Origin of the sequence: Rubricella aquisinus (genome assembly GCF_014199445.1) — a bacterium.
Classification (GTDB): Bacteria; Pseudomonadota; Alphaproteobacteria; order Rhodobacterales; family Rhodobacteraceae; genus Rubricella; species Rubricella aquisinus.
The window spans coordinates 130215-147872 of the sequence record NZ_JACIJS010000006.1 but is presented as its reverse complement, the minus strand read 5'-3'; the positions used below and the strand labels follow the sequence as shown (position 1 = coordinate 147872).

Here is a 17658-nt window from a genome sequence, read left to right as displayed (position 1 = left end):
GCGGCCTAATTCCACCGCTCCCTCAGAACGTCACAGGCATAAAACTGTTGGTGCTTTAACCTTGGCCAGTGCATTTGCCCATAAAAAACGGCGCCCCCGAATGTGAGGACGCCGCTTTGTTTCAACTGACAGGGATCAGTGCAGGTCGAACCGGTCGAGTTCCATCACCTTGCCCCAGGCGGCGGCGAAGTCGCGGGCGAATTTCGCCGCACCATCGGCCTGCGCATAAACTTCGCAAATCGCGCGAAGCTGGGAGTTGGAGCCGAACACGAGGTCGGCGGACGTGCCCGTCCATTTCTGTGCACCGGTCGCCCGATCCCGCCCGACATAGACGCCGTCACCTGCCTCCGCCGGGGCCCAGACCGTGCCCATATCGAGGATATTGGTGAAGAAATCTGTGCTGAGCGCGCCAACACGGTCGGTGAACACGCCATGGGACGCGCCGCCGGTGTTGAGGCCCATCACCCGCATGCCACCGACAAGCACCGTCATTTCCGGCGCGGTCAGGCCCATCATCTGCGCCTTATCGACCAGCATCTCCTCCGGGGAGCGGGTGACAACCGCCGCGTGATAATTGCGGAAGCCATCGGATTTCGGCTCCAGCACGGCAAAGCTGTCCACATCCGTCATCTCGTCGGTCGCATCAGTGCGGCCCGGTGTGAACGGCACGTCGACCGGGTTGCCCGCATCGGCTGCGGCCTTCTCCACGGCGGCGACACCGCCCAGCACGATCAGATCGGCGAGGGAGACGCGCTTGCCCCCCTGCTCGAACGCGGCCTTGACGCCTTCGATAGCGGCGAGGGTCGCTGCCAGACGCTCCGGCTCGTTCACGGCCCAGCCGTTTTGCGGGGCAAGCCGGATACGCGCGCCGTTGGCCCCGCCCCGCTTGTCCGTGCCGCGATAGCTGGCGGCTGCCGACCACGCGACAAAGGCCAGATCGGTGCCGCTGGCGGCCTCCAGAAGCTGGCCTTTCAGGGCTGCGATGTCATCCGCACCAATCAGCGCGTGATCTACCGCAGGCACCGGATCCTGCCAGATTTGCGGCTCGGACGGCACATATTTGCCCAAACCCCGCTCATATGGCCCCATATCGCGGTGGGTCAGCTTGAACCATGCGCGGGCGAACGCGTCCGCGAACTCCGCCGGGTTCTCATGGAACCGCTTGGAGATTTTGGCGTAGGCCGGATCTTCGCGCAATGCGAGGTCAGAGGTGAACATCACGGGCGCGTGCCGCTTGGACGGGTCATGTGCATCGGGGACAAGCCCGTCTGCATCCGCACCTTTCGGCTTCCACTGCTGCGCGCCCGCCGGGGAGTGGGTCAATTCCCATTCATAGCCGAACAGGTTGTCGAAATAGTTGTTGTCCCACGCGATCGGATTGGTCGTCCATGCGCCCTCAAGCCCGCTGGTGATGGTGTCCGCACCCCGGCCCGTGCCGAAGCTGTTGGCCCAGCCCATGCCCATCTGCTCCATCGGGGCGCCTTCCGGCTCTGGCCCGACATATTGCGCCGGGTCCGCCGCGCCATGGCCCTTGCCGAAGGTGTGCCCCCCCGCGATCAGCGCCACGGTTTCCTCGTCATTCATCGCCATACGGCCAAAGGTTTCGCGAATATCGCGCGCGGATGCGAGCGGATCGGGCGTGCCGTTCGGCCCCTCGGGATTGACGTAGATGAGGCCCATCTGCACCGCACCGAGATTGCCCTCAAGCTCGCGATCGCCGGAATAGCGCTCATCGGCGAGCCACTCGCTCTCCGGCCCCCAATAGATATCTTCCTCCGGCTCGAACACGTCCTCGCGGCCCCCGGCAAAGCCGAAGGTTTCAAAACCCATGGATTCCAGCGCCACATTCCCGGTCAGGATCATCAGATCGGCCCAAGAGATTGCGTTGCCGTATTTCTGCTTGATCGGCCAGAGCAGCATCCGCGCCTTGTCGAGGTTGCCATTGTCGGGCCACGAGTTCAGCGGCGCAAAGCGCAGCGTGCCTGCGCCTGCACCCCCGCGACCATCGCCAATCCGGTAGGTGCCAGCGGAGTGCCACGCCATACGGATGAAAAACGGGCCATAGTGGCCGTAGTCAGCCGGCCACCAGTCTTTCGAGTCTGTCATCAGCGCGTGCAGATCAGCCTTAACCGCATCAAGATCAAGCGCCTTGAACGCCTCTGCGTAGTTGAAATCCGGGTCCATCGGGTTGCCGCTGGTCGGGTTCTGGTTGAGCACCTTGAGGTTCAGCGCATTCGGCCACCAATGCTGGTTCGCGGTCGTGCCGCGCGCGCCATGCCGATGCGCGCCGCCCAGAACCGGGCATTTGCCCACGCTTTCGTTCATGTCTTCGATCTTGGCTCCGTCCATCACGGGTCTCCTTCATTTTGCGGTCCAGACAGAGCCGTAGCCCCGTCGTGAATTGGCGTTAGTCTGGGGTTGGCCTAACAGTGTTTCTCCATCAGTTGAATTCGCATTTACTGATCCCTGTGATAAGATAGGATTATGAATCAACTAACCCTAAGACAACTCAGGTATTTCGAGGCTTTGGCCCATCACGGTCATTTCGGACGTGCGGCGGAGGCCAGTTTCGTTTCGCAACCGGCTTTGTCGATGCAGATCCGCGAACTGGAAGAAACGCTTGGCGTCACGCTGGTGGAGCGCGGCAGCCGCACGGTGCGACTCACCCCCGTAGGGGAGGAAACCGCCGCCCGCGCGCGCGATATCCTGCGCGCAGTGGATGAGTTGGGGGACATGGCGCGCAACGCGGCAGGGGGGCTTGCCGGGCGGCTCCGGATCGGGGTGATCCCGACGGTGGCGCCCTATCTTTTGCCGTCGGTCATCACCACGCTCAGCCGGATGTATCCCGCGCTCGATATCAAAATCCGCGAAACCATCACACCGACCCTGATCAGCGCACTGAAAGAGGGGCGGATCGACATGGCGATTGTCGCCCTTCCCACCTCAGAGCCGACCTTGACGGAGATGGAGCTGTTTTCCGAAGCCTTCATGCTCGTCCGGCCCAAGGCGCAGGCAAACGCGCCGGTGCCCCGCGCCGAAGACCTGCCCGCGATGCGCCTTTTGCTGCTGGAGGAAGGGCATTGTTTTCGGGATCAGGCGCTGTCTTTCTGCGCCCTTGGTGGCACCACGACGCGGGACATGCTGGATGCAAGCTCCCTATCCACCCTCGTGCAGATGGTCAGCTCGGGCATCGGGGTGACCCTGATCCCGGAGATGGCCGTGTCGGTGGAAACCCGCTCCGCCGATGTGGCGATCTCTCGCCTTGCCGATCCGCAACCGGGGCGCAGCATCGGCATGGTCTGGCGCAAGGCAAACCCGCTTGGCCCAACGCTGAAGGATATCGCGACCGCGCTCAAACGCCCCTGACCAACCGCCCCGGTGCAATAAGGTCCGTCCCCGCCAGCCGCGCCATATCCCATGCCAGTGCAAGATTGCTGCTGATCACGGGGATGCCCAAAGCGGCCTCAAGCGGTGCGATGATATCAAGCGTGCGCAGATTGGTGCAGGACAGGAACACCGCGTCAACCTCCCCCCCGGCGCAGGCCGCATGCGCGGCCTCCATGATCGACGCGGGATCAATGCGGGCGACATGCGCCTCCACCTCCTCGCCAAAGCTGACGGTGTGCCGCACCTCAAACCCGGCGCTGGTAAAGGCATCCCGGATCGGCTCTGCCACACTGGCAATATAGGGGGAGACGATGGCGATGCGCCGGGCCGTCACGGCACGCAGCGCATTGATGCTGGCGGTCAGTGGATTGGCCACATGGCGGGTCTGCGCGGTAGCTGTCACAAGCGACGCGACCCGCTCCACCCCGATCAGCGTCGTGCCGGAGGTGCAGGCATAGCCAATCGCGTCGAACCTCACCGCCGGGGGCAAAAGGCGCGCGGCGGCGGGCAAATCCACGGCCATCTGCGCAATCGTATCGGGTGTCAGTTCCGCGCCGGACGGGATGCGGGTGACATAGAGCGCAACCTCATCCGGCACCATCCGCCGGAAATCCTGCTCGATGGTCTCATCTACCTGCAACACGATCAGGCCAAGCGTGGCGCTGTGCCGCTCTGTCAGTTTGTAGGGGTGATGGCTCATCCAGACAGCTCCGGCAGATCGGGCGGCGCGGGGGTGGAGAGAAACTCCGCCCCACCCTCGCGCAGCACGATGTTTTCCTCATGGACCATGATCCGCCCTCGCCCAAGGTCAACGCCCGGCTCCAGCGTCAGCACCATGCCCGCGCGCAGGGTCGTGTCATCCTTCGGCGTGAAGGACGGCCATTCGGTGAGCGTGATCCCCAGCCCATGCCCGAGCCGCCCACCACAGGGCATCTGCTCTCGCGCTGTCAGCCCCGCGCAGAGCAGCCGATGCACATCCCGGGCCCGCATTCCGGGCCGCAGATCGCGCGCGGTATCGGCCACAGCGCTAACCAGCGCCTCATGCGCGCGTCGCACTCTGTCATTGGCTGGCCCAACAGAAAAATTGCGGTCGAAATCGCAGAAATACCCGTCTCGCACCGCGCCCGTGTCGAGCATCAGCACATCCCCACGCAACAGCGGCTCTGGCCCCGCGGGGGAGATCACATCGCCATAGCCGCCCTGCCCGGCACCAGCCGCGACATAGCTGACCCAATCCGCACCCTCCTCCAAGAGCGTGATCTGGAACGCGCGAAAGACATGGGCGAGCGTCGCGCCAGCAGCGGCAAATTCCGCCACACGGGCAAAGGCGCGATCCGCAATGCCGCAGGTCGCGCGGATTTTTGCGATCTCCGCCTCTGATTTCACCTCCCGCACGCGCTGAACAACATCAGTGCCATCGACAAACGTGCGGGGCGACAGCGCGGCCCTGACTCGCTCAAAATCCCGCACTGGCATGCGCAAATGCGTCTCCAGCCCCATGGGCAGCGCGATCCTGCCCCTGTCCGGCACAAGTGCCGAGAGCGTCTCTGCGAGCAGCGACACCCCATCATCCACCGGATCGGGTGCGTCCCATGTGCGGATATCCTCCAGCCATGTGCGCCCCATCAGATCGGCCCCGATGGACGGGATCACGGCCACCGGCGCGCCTTCTACCGGGATCACGATAAACCATGGTCGCGCCGGGCTTTCCCAAAACCGGGTGAGGAACCCAGTGGTATAGAACACATCCGCCGGGCTGGTGAGAAGCAGCGCATCCGCCCCTGCCCGCGCCATCCGCGCCTGAAAGGCAGCGATCCGCGCGGCGTATTCGGCGCGCGGAAAGATGAGGGAGCGGTCAGTCACCCTCGGTCATCCCTTCGCTCATGATGCACAGCACGCGCGCGTCCGGCGCGATGCCCGTCCCCCCGCTCAACAGCGCGCACAACCCCGCCCCGCCCGAGGGGGAGGTCGGCATTCCATGCGCGGCGAGGGTCACGCAGCCTTCTGCCGCCTCTGCTTCGCTGATGGTCACGAAGGCATCCGCATCCCGCGCCAATCCGGCCAGCGCGATCATCGACGGCACCTTGCAATCAAGCCGCCCCATGGAGGAGACGGGCCCTTCGGTTTCCACGATCCGGCCCGCGCGGATGCTTTCGATCAGGGCGGGAGCGGCCTCTGGCTCCACCACGATGATGGTCGGGCCATCCCCCCATGCCCGCCGCGCATGTGCCGCGACCGCAGCGGCCAGCCCTCCGACGCCCGCTTGAAGCAGGATATGGGTCGGCGGGGCGTCCATCTGTGCCACGGCCTCTGCCGCGAGGTTCAGATATCCCTCCATCACATGATAGGGCGGATCGGTATAACCGGGCCATGATCCGTCGGACAAAAGGCGCATCCCCTCATCACGCGCGGCTTTTTCCGCGGCCTCCATGCTGTCCTCGTAAGTCGGCCCCTCACGGACCACGCGCGCGCCCATGGCGCGCAGCCGCTCCGCGAAACTGTCTGGTACGGTTTGCGCGATATAGACGACCGCCTGCGCGCCAAACAGTCGCGCGCCTGCCGCGACGGACATGCCGTGGTTTCCGGCACTCGCGGTGACGTAAGTCGCACCGGTCAGCGCCGTCTCCCACGGGCCACCGGCGGCAGCGGCGTCGCGCGCGATGACATAAGCCGCCCCCAGCGCCTTAAAACTGCCCAGACCCATCCGGCCCCGCTCATCCTTGATCCAAAGCTGGGCGATACCGGCCTCGTGGGCGAGCGTATCGGCCCGCACCAGCGGGGTCTGCGCATGGGCCGGACACTGGTCTAGCAATGCCAAAACAGGGGCAGGGTCATCAGCAGGCATCGGGCCAAGACCCGGAATACCCTTGCCCCGCCACGGATTCTGCAAAATATCAACAACCATTTCTAACCCTCTATAATCGCGCGGATTTTATCCAGCGTCGCCGTGTTCACCGCAACGCCGCTGACCTCGGCCCGCGCGCGCGCCGCCGCCCGCCCGTCACCCGGCAGGTGTGCGCCCTCCTGATCGCGGATCGCCGCGACAAGCTGGGAAATCCGCACTGCCGTCGCCGCGCCATCCCCGGCACTTGGATCAATCGCAAGGAAAAACTGCCCGGTGCGCGGCGGCCCGCCTGCCGTGCCGGAAAAGGGGGAGGCCTGAATGCCCAGATGCGCCCCGGACAGGGCGGCTGCGAGCACCTCAACCATCAGCGCCACACCCACGCCCTTATACCCGCCTGAGGGGGCCATGGAGCCTTTCAGCCCCACCGCCGGATCGGTCGTCGGGTTGCCATCGGCATCCAGCGCCCAGCCTTCAGGGATCGGGCGGCCTTCGCGGGCGTGTTTCATCACTTCGCTCTTGGCGATGGTGCTGGCGCTCTGGTCGATCAACAGCGCCGGTTTGCCATCCTCCCCCGGCACCGCGATGGAAAAGGGGTTGGTCCCCACAACGGGCTTTGCCCCGCCCGAGGGCGCGATGGAGGCCGGCGCATTCGTGAAGCCCAGCCCGATCAAGCCCGCCTCCGCCATGCGCCGTGTGTGACAGCCCAGAACCCCACAATTATAGCTGTTGCGGATCGACAGGCCCGCCACGCCCATCTCCCGCGCCAAAGGGAACAGCTGTGCAAAACCCGCATCAATCGCCGCATGGGCAAAACCTGTCGCGGCATCCGCCGTCAGGAAGGCCGGGCGCGGCTTGGCGATCACGGGTGTGGCCTGCCCATCCACTTTACCGCAGCGCACATGCTCACAATAGATCGGGATATAGGCGAGGCCATGGCTGGCGACGCCATCGGCCTCCGTCTCTGCCGTGGCTTTGGCCAAGGGGTGCGCGTTTTCCGGCGAGGTGCCAGCGGCTGTCAGCGCGGCGAAGGCGATCTCTTCGATCTCCGCCAGAGTGAGCGTTTCTGTCTGCATTATGTCCTCATCCTAATCATTGTCCGAAAGTCCCGCGCCCGCCCCTTTCAACCGGGAGGCGGCTGTTGCCGGGGCGTATGTGCGATGGGCAAAGGTCGTGAGCATGGCCCAATCCTCTGGTTTGGGAACGACGCGGAGGACCGCGCGCGACGGGATTGCGGCGGCAGTGAGGGACAGCGTGAGGCGGCATGGATCGGGCAGGTCACCCATCATTTCCGCGCCTTGCGCCACCGTAACCGTGCCACTGTTCCAATTGGCCTCAACCGACGTTTCCATAATTTCCGCAATCACCGCCAAAAACGGCAGCAGCAGGCGCGGTGCGCGCACAGGCGGGACATGCACCGGCCCGGCCTTAAGATCGGAGGCAAAATCGGCAAGGGCCGCGCCCATCTGGATCGGGCACACGGGGCCGTCACCGACCCATCCGGTTCCGCTGCGCGCCGGGGCAAACGCATCCACCTGGCTATCCGTGATGCATAAAAGGCCTGCCAACGCGCCGCACCCGTCCTGCCCCTGCGCACAGAGCCAACGGGTCGCGCGCGCCGCCTCCTCCGCCAGCCCCCATGGATAGCCCGCGCCGCGCGCCGCCTTTTTCGCGGTTGCGTCCACTTCGTTGAGGGACAGGATCACGCGGAGGCTCAAGGATAGACCCAGAAATCCGCCGTCTCCGGAGACAGAGCCTCGGGATAAGGCGCGCCAGAAAACATCGAAATGCGGACCCAGCGGTCGGAGCGGGGATCAAACCGTGTCGCGCCAAAGAAAGACAGTTTCGCACGCAGCATGTCGATGGGCAGCATATCGGCCGCGATGGTGTTGTCGCGGATTTCGCCATAGGGCGCGCGGGCGGCTATCTGCGCGCGGCGGATGGTGTGGCGATGCTCGGGATGGGCCAACAGAAATGGCGCGATGGGCGCTTCTGCTTCCCATTCCGTCAAGGCGCGATAGGCCATCGCCGCGTCGCGCGCGGGGGCAAGGGGCTGTTCATATTCCGCGACCGGCTCTTCAAACCGCTCCCCAAGGCGGGGTTCGAGCTTTTCCTCGGACACATACCATGCCCGTGCACACGCCTCTTGCTCCGACCAATCGAGCGGTAGCGCCCAGCCGAATGCGTCCTCCAGGAGGGTTCGGACCGCCGCGACCGTCATCGCCCCATCAATCGGTTGGCGGCTGCCATGGGGATCGGCCATGCAGCAGGCCAATCCGTCCACGAGCGTGCCGTAGGGTTCAAGGATCAGGGAGCAGAGCAATTCCTGCCCCTCCTCGCTCATCGCAGCCTCCCCCCAAGTGACCAAACGGTGCCACGGATGATCACGCGTCAGGTCCATCGCGGCCACACAGGCCTGCAGGGCCGCCAGATCATCGCCCAGCGCGTGGAGCTTTTCCTGCTGGAGAGGATGCGCGGAGGTCCAATTGCCGATACTCACGGCGCTTGCCTCCAGCACGGTGCGAAATTGCCGGATTTCCTCCGCTGTTGGAGTGGCGACGGCGCGCACCCGCGCGATGGCCTCCTCCCGCGCCATGATCCAGTTGTTGAACAAAACCGGATGGTTGACGATGAAGGGCGCCATGCCAAGCCCGGTGGAATTCCCGATGCCGAGCCGCCGGGCAAGGGCCGGATCAAGCTGCACCGCGCCGTCACCGCCCTGCATACGAGCCATATGCTCGACCAGATCGCGCACGAAGGTACGGATGAGATAGACCGTCAGCATCTCTGCCTGAAACGGGGTTTCCATTTCGGGCCGAGTGGCGATCATCTCCCGATCCGCTGCGCCGAATTTGCCCGATCCGTAAACGGCGGTGGTGCGCATCAGATAGCCCACCTTGTCGATCTCCGCCGCGTCGGGCTGATCGCCCTGCGCCAGCGCATCGACCACATGGGACCAAAGCCGGACCGACCGGTTTGCGCGCGACAGGGTCAACTCCCGCGCCGTGACGCGGCCCGCCTCCTGCACTGGGACGTTATCGCGGAGCCGCGCGATATCCTCCGCCCCCGGCACCCCGTCGAAAAGGGCGAATGTCGCGTCCCACGCCTCGGCAATGACCCGGTCGGATCGTTGATCGGCGGGCAGGTCATGGGCAAAGGCAACCAGCGAATAGCTCCGCTCCGGCCCCTGGGCGGTATAGACGGCATGGCCGACGCCTTCGGCATCCACCTCCCACGCGGCGCGCGTGAAGTGCCAGCCCTCCCCCGCCATGCGCCGGGTCAGAATGCGCATGAAACTCAGCCGCGATTGGTGAAACGATCCCAACCGTTTGAGCCGCATCACCTGCGCGGGCGCGCGGCGGGTGATCTGATCGAGTGCGGGGATCATGGCTGCCCCCCGAAATTCTCGGCAAAGAAGCGATACCAGTTGCCGCCCATGATGCCCGCGACCTCATGGTCGGTCATGCCAACATCGCGCAGGCCCTGCTCTATCGTTCCGAAATCGCGATTGTCCTGAAACCAGCTTGGCATGGGGGGAAAGCCGGGCATGGCGGCGGAGCCTTCGCCATAGTCGATCTGCTTGCTCCAGCGGCCCACGCGCATCCACTCGACCACGCTGTCGGGCTGATCCTGACACAGGTCCGTGCCGATGCCGAGCCGATCCGCGCCATAGGCGGCTGCCGCATCCGCGATCATCTGGCAGAAACTTTCCAGCGTGCAGGCCGTGCCGCCCTTCAGGTGATGGGGATAGAGCGAGAAGCCGAGCATCCCGCCGCGCGATGTGACCGCGCGGATCACCTCATCGCGCTTGTTGCGCAACGCTGGGTGCCACGCATGGGGGTTTGCATGGGTGATCGTGATGGGGCGGGTCGACATCTCCGCCGCCTCGATGGTGGAGCGGTCGCCCGAATGGCTCATGTCGATCACGAGCCCCACGCGGTTCATCTCCGCGATGACCTGCCGCCCCATCCGGGTGATGCCCGCGTCATACTCCTCATAACATCCGGTCGCGAGCAGGGATTGGTTGTTATAGGTAAGCTGCATGAACCGCGCGCCGAGCGTGTGCAAAATCTCGATCAGCCCAATGTCATCCTCCATCGGGCTGGGGTTCTGAAAGCCAAAGAACACCGCCGTGCGCCCCGTTGTCCGCGCGCGGTCGATATCGCTGGCCCACAGCCCTTTCATGATTAGATCGGGATATTGCTCGAACCAGCGGTTCCACCGCTCAAAATTCAGCACGGTTTCGCGAAAGCTCTCATGATAGGCGATGGTGACGTGGATCGCGTCCACGCCGCCTGCGCGCAACTGGCCAAAGATCTTTTCTGACCAATTGGCGTATTGCAGCCCGTCAATGCGCAAAGGTGGAATATGGTCCATCACTGCTCCCTGAAACGTCCCTTGGGGATCGTGCAAGCGGGCGCTTGATGGGTCAAACCTTTAATCCGGCTGGCCGTCGATTTTTGCAAGCGGCTGTCGGCGGAGGGGTCTCCGCCGATCCGAGGGCAAAGGGCGTGTCAGGTCCGTGCAGGCCACAGAAGCGTCACGATGAAACACCCGGCGAAAAACGTGTTCATCACTGCGTTGAATGGCGCCCCCGTCACGGCAGAGGCAAAGCTGTCCGTCAGATACCACGCAAACAAGCCCGTCAGCAGGATGCGACGGCCCAGCGGCTCGTCCTTAGCATACACCTTGGACCCCACCTCATGGATCAGGACACCAAACCCGATCAAGACACCACCGAGAATCGCATTGAACAGCGTCGCCACATCCCCGGCGACGACCTGCGCCCCGTCATAGGGCCAATAGGCCAGATCAAGAAAGGCCGACACCGCCCCCATGACCGGCAGCAGTTCGGCCAGCACCATCAAAAGGCCCGGACCAATCAGGTAAAGGATGCTGAACGTCTTGAGCAGTCGCACACGAAGGTGAAGGGTCATGATCTGGTCTCCTTGATTTGAATTCAGGGACCGATCTGCCGGTCTGACAGACGCAAAACAATTACCTGTGAGGTAAGTGCTTTCCCGTGTTTGTGCCGGTATCGTGGGGACATGAGCACCTTTGGCGAAACACTCAAAAGCTGGCGTCACCATCGCCATTTGTCACAACTCGACCTTGCCGGCGTGGCGGAAGTGTCGGCGCGCCATATCTCCTTTCTGGAATCGGGGCGTGCGCGGCCCAGCCGGGGCATGATCCTGCGGCTTGCCCAGCGCATGAACCTGCCCCACCGCGCCCGCAACGATATGCTTCTATCCGCCGGATACGCCCCCGCTGCCGCGCCATTGCGCGCAGAGGACGCGCTTGCCCCGGTGCGGGACGCAATCCGCTGGACGATGGAGCGGCACATGCCCTATCCCGCCTATGCCATTGACCGGCATTGGCAGATCATCGAGATGAACCCGGCGGCAGCGCATCTATTGGGCGCGGTCGGAATTGGATTGGGGGACGGGCTGGTCACGCATCTGATCGAGAATGCCGCGCTGCGCGATGCGCTCGACAACCTTGACGAAGTGTTGCGCCACAGCCTTGCCCGGCTGCGCACGGAAGCCGCGCATTTCGGGGCCGATCCCCGATTTGACGCATGGATCGCCCGGATCGCAGAGGAGGTCACCCCGTCGGATGATCCGCTGCCCCCGATCGTGCCAAGCATCTACCGGCTGGGCGATATGCGCCTGTCCCTCTTTGCCACAATCGGCCAATTCGGCACGGCGGAGGATGTGGCCCTGTCTGAGGTCAAGCTGGAGTTGATGTATCCAAGCGATGAGGCCACGGCGCGGCAGCTTCATGCCCTGTTCGGCACGGCGGCAGAGGGCTGAGGCCCGCGCAGCCCGTCACTCGGCCAACAGGTCGCGCAATTCCTTGATGCGAACAGGTTTCGGCAGGCAGCTGGTGAAGGGTTCGACGGCCCCCTCCTCTGGCAGCCCGGCCTCCGCCACGAGGCCGACGATCATCGTGCCCGTGTTCGGCCCATCGCCGGAGCGGATGAAGCGGCCCGCTGTCCTCCCGTCCATCACGGGCATCGTGCTGTCCATCAGGATCAGATCAAACGGTTGCGCGCGCGCTGCGTTCAGCGCCTCCAGCCCGTTGCTGGCCTCTGTCACGTTGTGACCAAGGCCCAGGATCATCTCCCGCAAGATGGCGCGGTTGGACGGATCATTATTGGCCACAAGCACCGACTTGCCTGTCTGGGAGGGCGGCGGCAGCGCCGCGCTTTGAGGCTCCTGCACCCTCTCCAGCATCAGTTTCAGGACAAAGCTGCTGCCCTGCCCAACGACGCTTTGCACCGTGATATCGCCGCCCATGAGGCGCGCGAGTTTGCGGGAAATCGGCAAGCCCAGCCCATCGCCCCGATCCCGGCGGCCTTTGGGGCTGTTGAGGACCACGAAATCCTCAAACACCGCTTCGGTCTGATCGGATGGGATCCCTTCGCCCGTATCGCTGACGATCAGGGTCGCGGCAGTGGCGTCCGGGCCGTGAATGCCCGTCACTTCGACGGAAACCCGGCCAGATTGGGTAAACTTGATCGCGTTGCCCACAAGATTGGTGAGGATTTGCCCGATCCGCCCGCCATCCGCGACAAAAGCACGGGCCATGGACGGATCAAACTCAAGGGTCAATTCCAACCCCTTTTCTTGTGCCAAAGGGCGCAAGACATCGGTGATCCGCTCGGTCAGCGGCAAAAGCTCCACCGGTTGCGGGGTCAGCGTAAGCGCCCCGGTTTCCAGCCGGGTGATATCGAGCGCCTCGTTGACATGCGCAAGCAGGATCTCCCCTGAACCGGCCACAACCTCGACATACCGCTTTTGCTGCGCGTCAAGCGGTGTGGTGCGCAACAGATCAAGCACCCCAAGGATGCCGTTTAGTGGCGTGCGCATTTCATGGCTCATCACGGCCAGAATCTGCGACTTCGCCCGGTCCATACTTTCGGCGCGGTCGCGCGCGTCAATCAGGTTTTGCTCGCTGATCTTGCGGGCGCTGATGTCGCGCAGATAAGCGATGAACAATTCGCGCGTGCCGTCCCGCGCGGTGGTGATGTTGATCTCGACGGGGAATTCTTCCCCCGATTTGCGCAGGGCCGTCATCTCCACCCGGCCACGATCCGCAACCCGGCGCTCTTTCGTCGCGATATAGCGGTTCATGCCTGCCAAATGGGCCGCGCGGTGGCGGTCGGGGATGATGTTATCTTCCATCGGCTGGCCGATGACGTCATCCCGCTTCCAGCCGAAAATCGTCTCGGCGGCATCGTTGAATTCCACGATGCGGCCATCCTCACCCGCGATCACGATCGCATCGAGGGAGGCGGCGACCGTCGCCCCAAGCCGATCGCGCGACGCCTTGAGTGCCGCGTCCCGCAATCTGGCCTGCGCCAGAAGCTGATCAAGGATCAGCAGCAACAGGCCAAGGGCGATGATCGTGCCCATCGCAGCAATCCCCGTCACCCGCAATTGCGAGATAAAGGCCATGCGCCGTGCTTCGGCGCTTTCGACACCCAGTTCCAGACCGCGCAGCGCAAGCGCGCGCACGCTGGGGCGGATGTTCGTCGTCAAAAGCGACAGGCGGTCGATGTCTTGTGGTGTCAGCACCCCTGCACCATCGACAATCGCTGCCGCGTCTGTCGCGTAGGCGTCGATCACCCGCTGCAGACGCTGTGCCTCCCAATCCTGATCAATCAGGACACGGGCCTGCCCGGCTGACAACAATCCCAATCGGCTCAGCGCGATATTGGCGCGCAGTGTGACCATATCCGTATCGGGTATTTCCACCGATTGAGCCTGTGCAAGGGTGGCCGCGAGATTGGCAATCTCAACTTCCGTCTGGGAGATCGTCCACAGCATGTCGTCCTGCGCGGCTGTCGACAGACCCCGCACCTGCGTGAAGGTCGTCGTGCCCAGATAGGCGAACAACCCCAAGAGAAGGGCAATCAGAACAACAACGACAAGACGGATATGGGTCATGTTATTCCGTGCGTTACTCTCAGCAGAAACGGATCAGGACGATCAGTTGCGCACCATGATGCGGTTCAGTTGCCAGATGCTTTGCGCATAAATCCGCTCGCTCTGCAACGTCTCGTCGCTGTCATAGGGATAGACCACCCAATATGGTCCCTTGTCCCGCACGGACATTGGCACGCCATTCATCCGCGTGGCCAGCACGGGCATGTCGGCCTCAAGCTCGGCCATGGGGATATCCACCGCATACTCATTAAGCGCAATCAGCGTCACGGTCATGCCGGTCATTTCCGCCGCCTCCAGAACGGACAGAAGCGACGGGCCGGTGAGCGTGTTGACCCCTTCGGTCCAGATGGTCGAGGTCACGATGTCCTGCTGCGGCAGCGCGTCAATCTCCTCAGCCGTGAATTCAACCACCGCGCCCGACGGTCCTGTAAGGGTCAGGGTCATATAGGATTGCGCCATACCCGCGAGGCTGAGAAGAGGCACCACGAGGCAGGCCACACTTAGCGTCCGTAAATGCTGTTTCATGCGATGCCCCCCGGTTTCGACGTTCAATACCAATTAGAGCACGGTCACGACCCAGCAACCCCAAATCGCGCTGCCCTGCCATGCAGTGCCGTCAGAAGCAGATGGTAACGCTATCATTGGTCAAGCCGGAGGTCACGGACCTTTCTTCACCACGAACAAGATCAGAGCGCGAAACTCTCCAACAGCCGCTCCCGCCCCAGGTCCGATTTGGCGCCATTCAACCGCACCTCGCCGCGGTTCAGCACATAGAATTGCGCGGCAAGATCATAGGCAAAGTCGAAATACTGCTCGACCAGAATGATCGCGATCTCTCCCTCGTCGCGGAGTTGGTGGATCACCCGGCCAATCTGTTTGATGATGTTGGGCTGGATGCCTTCGGTCGGTTCGTCCAACAAAAGGACACGCGGGCGGGACACCAGCGCGCGCGCAATGGCAAGCTGCTGTTGCTGCCCCCCCGACAGATCACCACCGCGCCGGTGGCGCATTTCCGCCAGCACGGGAAACAGATCGAAAATGCGCTCGGGGATGGTGCGGTCCGCCTTGTGGAGACAGGCAAACCCGGTCTCTAAGTTTTCCATCACGGTCATCAGCGGGAACACCTCGCGCCCTTGTGGCACATAAGCGATGCCGCCCCGCGCCGCCTGAAACGCCGTGGGATGGTCCAGCACCGCACCATCCAGCCGCATCTGACCTTCCGCATATGGGTGCCGCCCTGAGATCGCCTTGAGCAGGGAGGTTTTGCCCACACCATTGGTGCCGATGATCGCCGTCACCTCCCCCGGTTTGGCGGTGAGGCTGATCCCATGGAGGATCTGGCTTTGCCCATATTTCAGAGTGATGTTTTCTAGTTCCAGCATCGCCCTACCGCCCCAAATACACGTCGATAACCGTCTGATTGGCGGTCACATGATCAAGGGAGCCTTCGGCCAGCACGGACCCCTCATGCAGCACCGTGACCTTGCAATTCAGCCGCCGGACAAATTCCATGTCATGCTCCACCACCACCACGGCGCGGGTCTGCGCCGCGCGCACGAGGATTTCTGTGGTCTGTTCCCGCTCGGCCTGCGTCATGCCCGCCGCCGGTTCATCGACGAGCAAAAGCCGCGGATCCTGCGCCAGCAACATGCCAATCTCCAGCCACTGCTTTTGCCCGTGGGACAAGATACCGGACGGCGTGTCGAGCGCGTCTTGCAGGCCGATCTCCTCCGCCAGTTCCACAATCTCCCCCTCGATGGAGGGGTTCGAGCGGAAAAACAGCACGTCAAACGGCCCGCGTTTGTTTTTGAGTGCCATGGCGAGGTTTTCGCGCACTGTCTGCGCCTCAAACACCGTTGGTTTCTGAAATTTTCGGCCAATGCCCTGTTGTGCGATCTGGCTTTCGGACATTTTGAGGAGGGAGATGTTCCGCTCCCCCCAGATCACCTTGCCTTCATCGGGGCGTGTCTTGCCCGTGATGATATCCATGAAGGTCGTCTTGCCCGCGCCATTCGGGCCAATGATCGCGCGCAATTCCGGCTCCGCGATCTGGATCGACAGGTTGTTGATGGCGCGAAACCCGTCGAAGGTGACCGACACGCCATCAACCTCAAGAAGCGTGTTGTTCATGGCTGCTTCCTCACCAGTTTGTCGAACAAACCGCCGATGCCTTGCGGGAAGAACAGCGTTACGGCGACAAAACTGACGCCCAACAGCACCAGCCACCAATCCGTCCATTGGATCGTGTAAAACCCAAGCGGAATATCCGGTGCGCCGCCGCCCGTGAACCAGCTTGACAGCAGCGACACAAAGGCCGCGCCGATCACCGCGCCATAAAGCCGGCCCCGCCCGCCAATCGCGACCCAAACCGCGAGGTAGATGGAGGCGATTGGCGCAATCTCCGCCGGGTTGATGATGCCAGCTTGCGGATAATAAAGCGCGCCCGCGATCCCCGACACGACCGCCGTGATGGTAAAGACAAACAGCTTATAGCTTTCCACATGGTAGCCCAGAAACCGCACCCGCGCCTCATTATCGCGGATCGCGCGCAGGACCGATCCCAGCTTACCCGACACGATCCACGCGAAAAACAGATAGCCCGCGCACAGTGCAAAGGCCGACGCCCAGAAAAACACGATGGAAATGGTGGCCTGCGGGGTCGCTTCAAAACCGGGGATGTTCTGCAAGCCCGACAGGCCATTATTGCCGCGCAAACCGCTGTCGTTTTGAAACAGGTAGAGCGCCAGCGCCAGTGTCATCGCCTGCGTGAGGATTGACAGATATACGCCCGTCACCCGGCTGCGAAACGCGAGCCAGCCGAACACCAGCGCCAACAGTCCCGGCACCAGAACCACCATCAGCAGTTGCAGCACAAGGCTATCGGCAAAGGCCCAGATCAGCGGGAATTCAGATGAGCCGACGACGCCGAAAATCTGTGTGCCGATGGCGTCGATCACCTCCTGCTCTGTCGGAGGGATGATGTTGCCAGCGAGGCTTTCGACCACAATCGTTTCGGTCCGCGCATACATCAGCCACATGCCGATGGCGTAACCGCCAAGGCCGAAAAACGCGAAATGCCCAAGGCTGAGGATACCGCAATAGCCCCAGACCACATCCATCGCGATGGCGATAAGGCACAGGCACAGCGTTTTGCCCAACGTCTTGATGAAGGAGGTGGAAACGATGCCAAGCCCGAACCCTTCGGACAGGATCGTCACGATCAGGGTGAACAGGCCAAGGGCTGCGAGGAACCACAGGACGGACGGGTTTTGAGAGATGAAGGTCTTACGCATGGGGGGTCTCGGCATCTGATACAGCGGCGGGGTCTCGCGCGATTGGCTCACGCTCCGGGCTGAAAGAAGAGGATCGCGACCGGCCCGCGGGGTGGCGCATGGCGCCCGCCCCGGGGGGGCGGGTCGGGCGCGATCCGGGGTCTGCGCCCCCGGCGAACGGGAGGAACGGTAGAACACATATCAT

General features: G+C 63.2%; 16 protein-coding genes. 2 read left to right on the top strand and 14 right to left on the bottom strand.

Features of this window, described 5'->3' with window-relative positions:
* Positions 1–135: 135 nt before the first annotated feature.
* Positions 136–2349: a catalase/peroxidase HPI gene (katG, locus tag FHS89_RS10970; protein ID WP_221229399.1), complete on the bottom strand. Its 2214-nt coding sequence runs from the start codon at positions 2347–2349 to the stop codon at positions 136–138.
* Positions 2350–2484: 135 nt separating this feature from the next.
* Here katG and FHS89_RS10965 point away from each other — a divergent pair, with 135 nt between their 5' ends.
* Positions 2485–3366 carry a hydrogen peroxide-inducible genes activator gene (locus FHS89_RS10965; protein WP_184011564.1) on the top strand — a complete coding sequence of 294 codons (882 nt, stop codon included), beginning with the start codon at positions 2485–2487 and terminating at the stop codon, positions 3364–3366.
* Here the strand turns inward: FHS89_RS10965 and FHS89_RS10960 are convergent.
* The 8 genes from FHS89_RS10960 to FHS89_RS10925 form a co-directional block, all read right to left on the bottom strand.
* Positions 3353–4087: a maleate cis-trans isomerase family protein gene (locus FHS89_RS10960; RefSeq protein WP_184011562.1), complete on the bottom strand. Its 735-nt coding sequence runs from the start codon at positions 4085–4087 to the stop codon at positions 3353–3355. The genes FHS89_RS10965 and FHS89_RS10960 overlap by 14 nt on opposite strands.
* A complete protein-coding gene (locus FHS89_RS10955; protein ID WP_184011560.1) occupies positions 4084–5250 on the bottom strand; it encodes a M24 family metallopeptidase in 1167 nt (388 codons plus the stop codon). The genes FHS89_RS10960 and FHS89_RS10955 overlap by 4 nt, the downstream gene beginning before the upstream one ends.
* Positions 5243–6292, bottom strand: a complete 1050-nt coding sequence (locus tag FHS89_RS10950; RefSeq protein WP_184011558.1) for a pyridoxal-phosphate dependent enzyme — start codon at positions 6290–6292, stop codon at positions 5243–5245. The genes FHS89_RS10955 and FHS89_RS10950 overlap by 8 nt, the downstream gene beginning before the upstream one ends.
* A gap of 2 nt (positions 6293–6294) precedes the next feature.
* Positions 6295–7308, bottom strand: a complete 1014-nt coding sequence (locus FHS89_RS10945) for an Ldh family oxidoreductase (protein WP_184011816.1) — start codon at positions 7306–7308, stop codon at positions 6295–6297.
* Positions 7309–7317: 9 nt separating this feature from the next.
* Complete coding sequence (locus tag FHS89_RS10940) at positions 7318–7947, bottom strand: DUF3726 domain-containing protein (RefSeq protein WP_221229394.1); 630 nt, start codon at positions 7945–7947, stop codon at positions 7318–7320.
* Positions 7944–9617 carry a hypothetical protein gene (locus FHS89_RS10935; protein ID WP_184011556.1) on the bottom strand — a complete coding sequence of 558 codons (1674 nt, stop codon included), beginning with the start codon at positions 9615–9617 and terminating at the stop codon, positions 7944–7946. Before FHS89_RS10935 ends, FHS89_RS10940 begins: the two co-directional genes overlap by 4 nt.
* Complete coding sequence (locus FHS89_RS10930) at positions 9614–10606, bottom strand: membrane dipeptidase (RefSeq protein WP_184011554.1); 993 nt, start codon at positions 10604–10606, stop codon at positions 9614–9616. The genes FHS89_RS10935 and FHS89_RS10930 overlap by 4 nt, the downstream gene beginning before the upstream one ends.
* 137 nt (positions 10607–10743) lie before the next feature.
* Entirely contained in the window at positions 10744–11166 is a 423-nt protein-coding gene (locus tag FHS89_RS10925; protein WP_184011552.1) for an excinuclease ABC subunit A, read from the bottom strand.
* A gap of 111 nt (positions 11167–11277) precedes the next feature.
* Here FHS89_RS10925 and FHS89_RS10920 point away from each other — a divergent pair, with 111 nt between their 5' ends.
* Positions 11278–12042: a helix-turn-helix domain-containing protein gene (locus FHS89_RS10920; protein WP_184011550.1), complete on the top strand. Its 765-nt coding sequence runs from the start codon at positions 11278–11280 to the stop codon at positions 12040–12042.
* 15 nt (positions 12043–12057) lie between these two features.
* Here the strand turns inward: FHS89_RS10920 and FHS89_RS10915 are convergent, their stop codons facing one another.
* The 5 genes from FHS89_RS10915 to urtC form a co-directional block, all read right to left on the bottom strand.
* Complete coding sequence (locus FHS89_RS10915; protein WP_184011548.1) at positions 12058–14181, bottom strand: hybrid sensor histidine kinase/response regulator; 2124 nt, start codon at positions 14179–14181, stop codon at positions 12058–12060.
* Positions 14182–14223: 42 nt separating this feature from the next.
* Positions 14224–14706, bottom strand: coding sequence for a putative pterin-binding protein (locus FHS89_RS10910; RefSeq protein ID WP_184011546.1), 483 nt, complete (start codon positions 14704–14706; stop codon positions 14224–14226).
* A 161-nt stretch (positions 14707–14867) separates the two neighbouring features.
* Positions 14868–15563, bottom strand: coding sequence for an urea ABC transporter ATP-binding subunit UrtE (gene urtE / locus FHS89_RS10905; protein WP_184011544.1), 696 nt, complete (start codon positions 15561–15563; stop codon positions 14868–14870).
* A 4-nt stretch (positions 15564–15567) separates the two neighbouring features.
* Positions 15568–16311 (bottom strand): urea ABC transporter ATP-binding protein UrtD, encoded by a 744-nt coding sequence (gene urtD, locus FHS89_RS10900; RefSeq protein ID WP_184011542.1) that lies wholly within the window; start codon positions 16309–16311, stop codon positions 15568–15570.
* Positions 16308–17474, bottom strand: a complete 1167-nt coding sequence (gene urtC, locus FHS89_RS10895) for an urea ABC transporter permease subunit UrtC (RefSeq protein ID WP_184011540.1) — start codon at positions 17472–17474, stop codon at positions 16308–16310. The genes urtD and urtC overlap by 4 nt, the downstream gene beginning before the upstream one ends.
* Positions 17475–17658: the final 184 nt, after the last annotated feature.

Excerpts from the sequence above, each read along its gene's own strand:
- FHS89_RS10920 (WP_184011550.1), top strand. The coding sequence starts at position 11,278 with ATGAGCACCTTTGGCGAAACACTCAAAAGCTGGCGTCACCATCGCCAT.
- FHS89_RS10915 (WP_184011548.1), bottom strand. The coding sequence starts at position 14,181 with ATGACCCATATCCGTCTTGTCGTTGTTGTTCTGATTGCCCTTCTCTTG.
- FHS89_RS10960 (WP_184011562.1), bottom strand. The coding sequence starts at position 4,087 with ATGAGCCATCACCCCTACAAACTGACAGAGCGGCACAGCGCCACGCTT.
- FHS89_RS10950 (WP_184011558.1), bottom strand. The coding sequence starts at position 6,292 with ATGGTTGTTGATATTTTGCAGAATCCGTGGCGGGGCAAGGGTATTCCG.
- FHS89_RS10930 (WP_184011554.1), bottom strand. The coding sequence starts at position 10,606 with ATGGACCATATTCCACCTTTGCGCATTGACGGGCTGCAATACGCCAAT.
- urtE (WP_184011544.1), bottom strand. The coding sequence starts at position 15,563 with ATGCTGGAACTAGAAAACATCACTCTGAAATATGGGCAAAGCCAGATC.
- FHS89_RS10965 (WP_184011564.1), top strand. The coding sequence starts at position 2,485 with ATGAATCAACTAACCCTAAGACAACTCAGGTATTTCGAGGCTTTGGCC.
- FHS89_RS10925 (WP_184011552.1), bottom strand. The coding sequence starts at position 11,166 with ATGACCCTTCACCTTCGTGTGCGACTGCTCAAGACGTTCAGCATCCTT.
- urtC (WP_184011540.1), bottom strand. The coding sequence starts at position 17,474 with ATGCGTAAGACCTTCATCTCTCAAAACCCGTCCGTCCTGTGGTTCCTC.
- FHS89_RS10910 (WP_184011546.1), bottom strand. The coding sequence starts at position 14,706 with ATGAAACAGCATTTACGGACGCTAAGTGTGGCCTGCCTCGTGGTGCCT.
- urtD (WP_184011542.1), bottom strand. The coding sequence starts at position 16,311 with ATGAACAACACGCTTCTTGAGGTTGATGGCGTGTCGGTCACCTTCGAC.
- FHS89_RS10935 (WP_184011556.1), bottom strand. The coding sequence starts at position 9,617 with ATGATCCCCGCACTCGATCAGATCACCCGCCGCGCGCCCGCGCAGGTG.
- katG (WP_221229399.1), bottom strand. The coding sequence starts at position 2,349 with ATGGACGGAGCCAAGATCGAAGACATGAACGAAAGCGTGGGCAAATGC.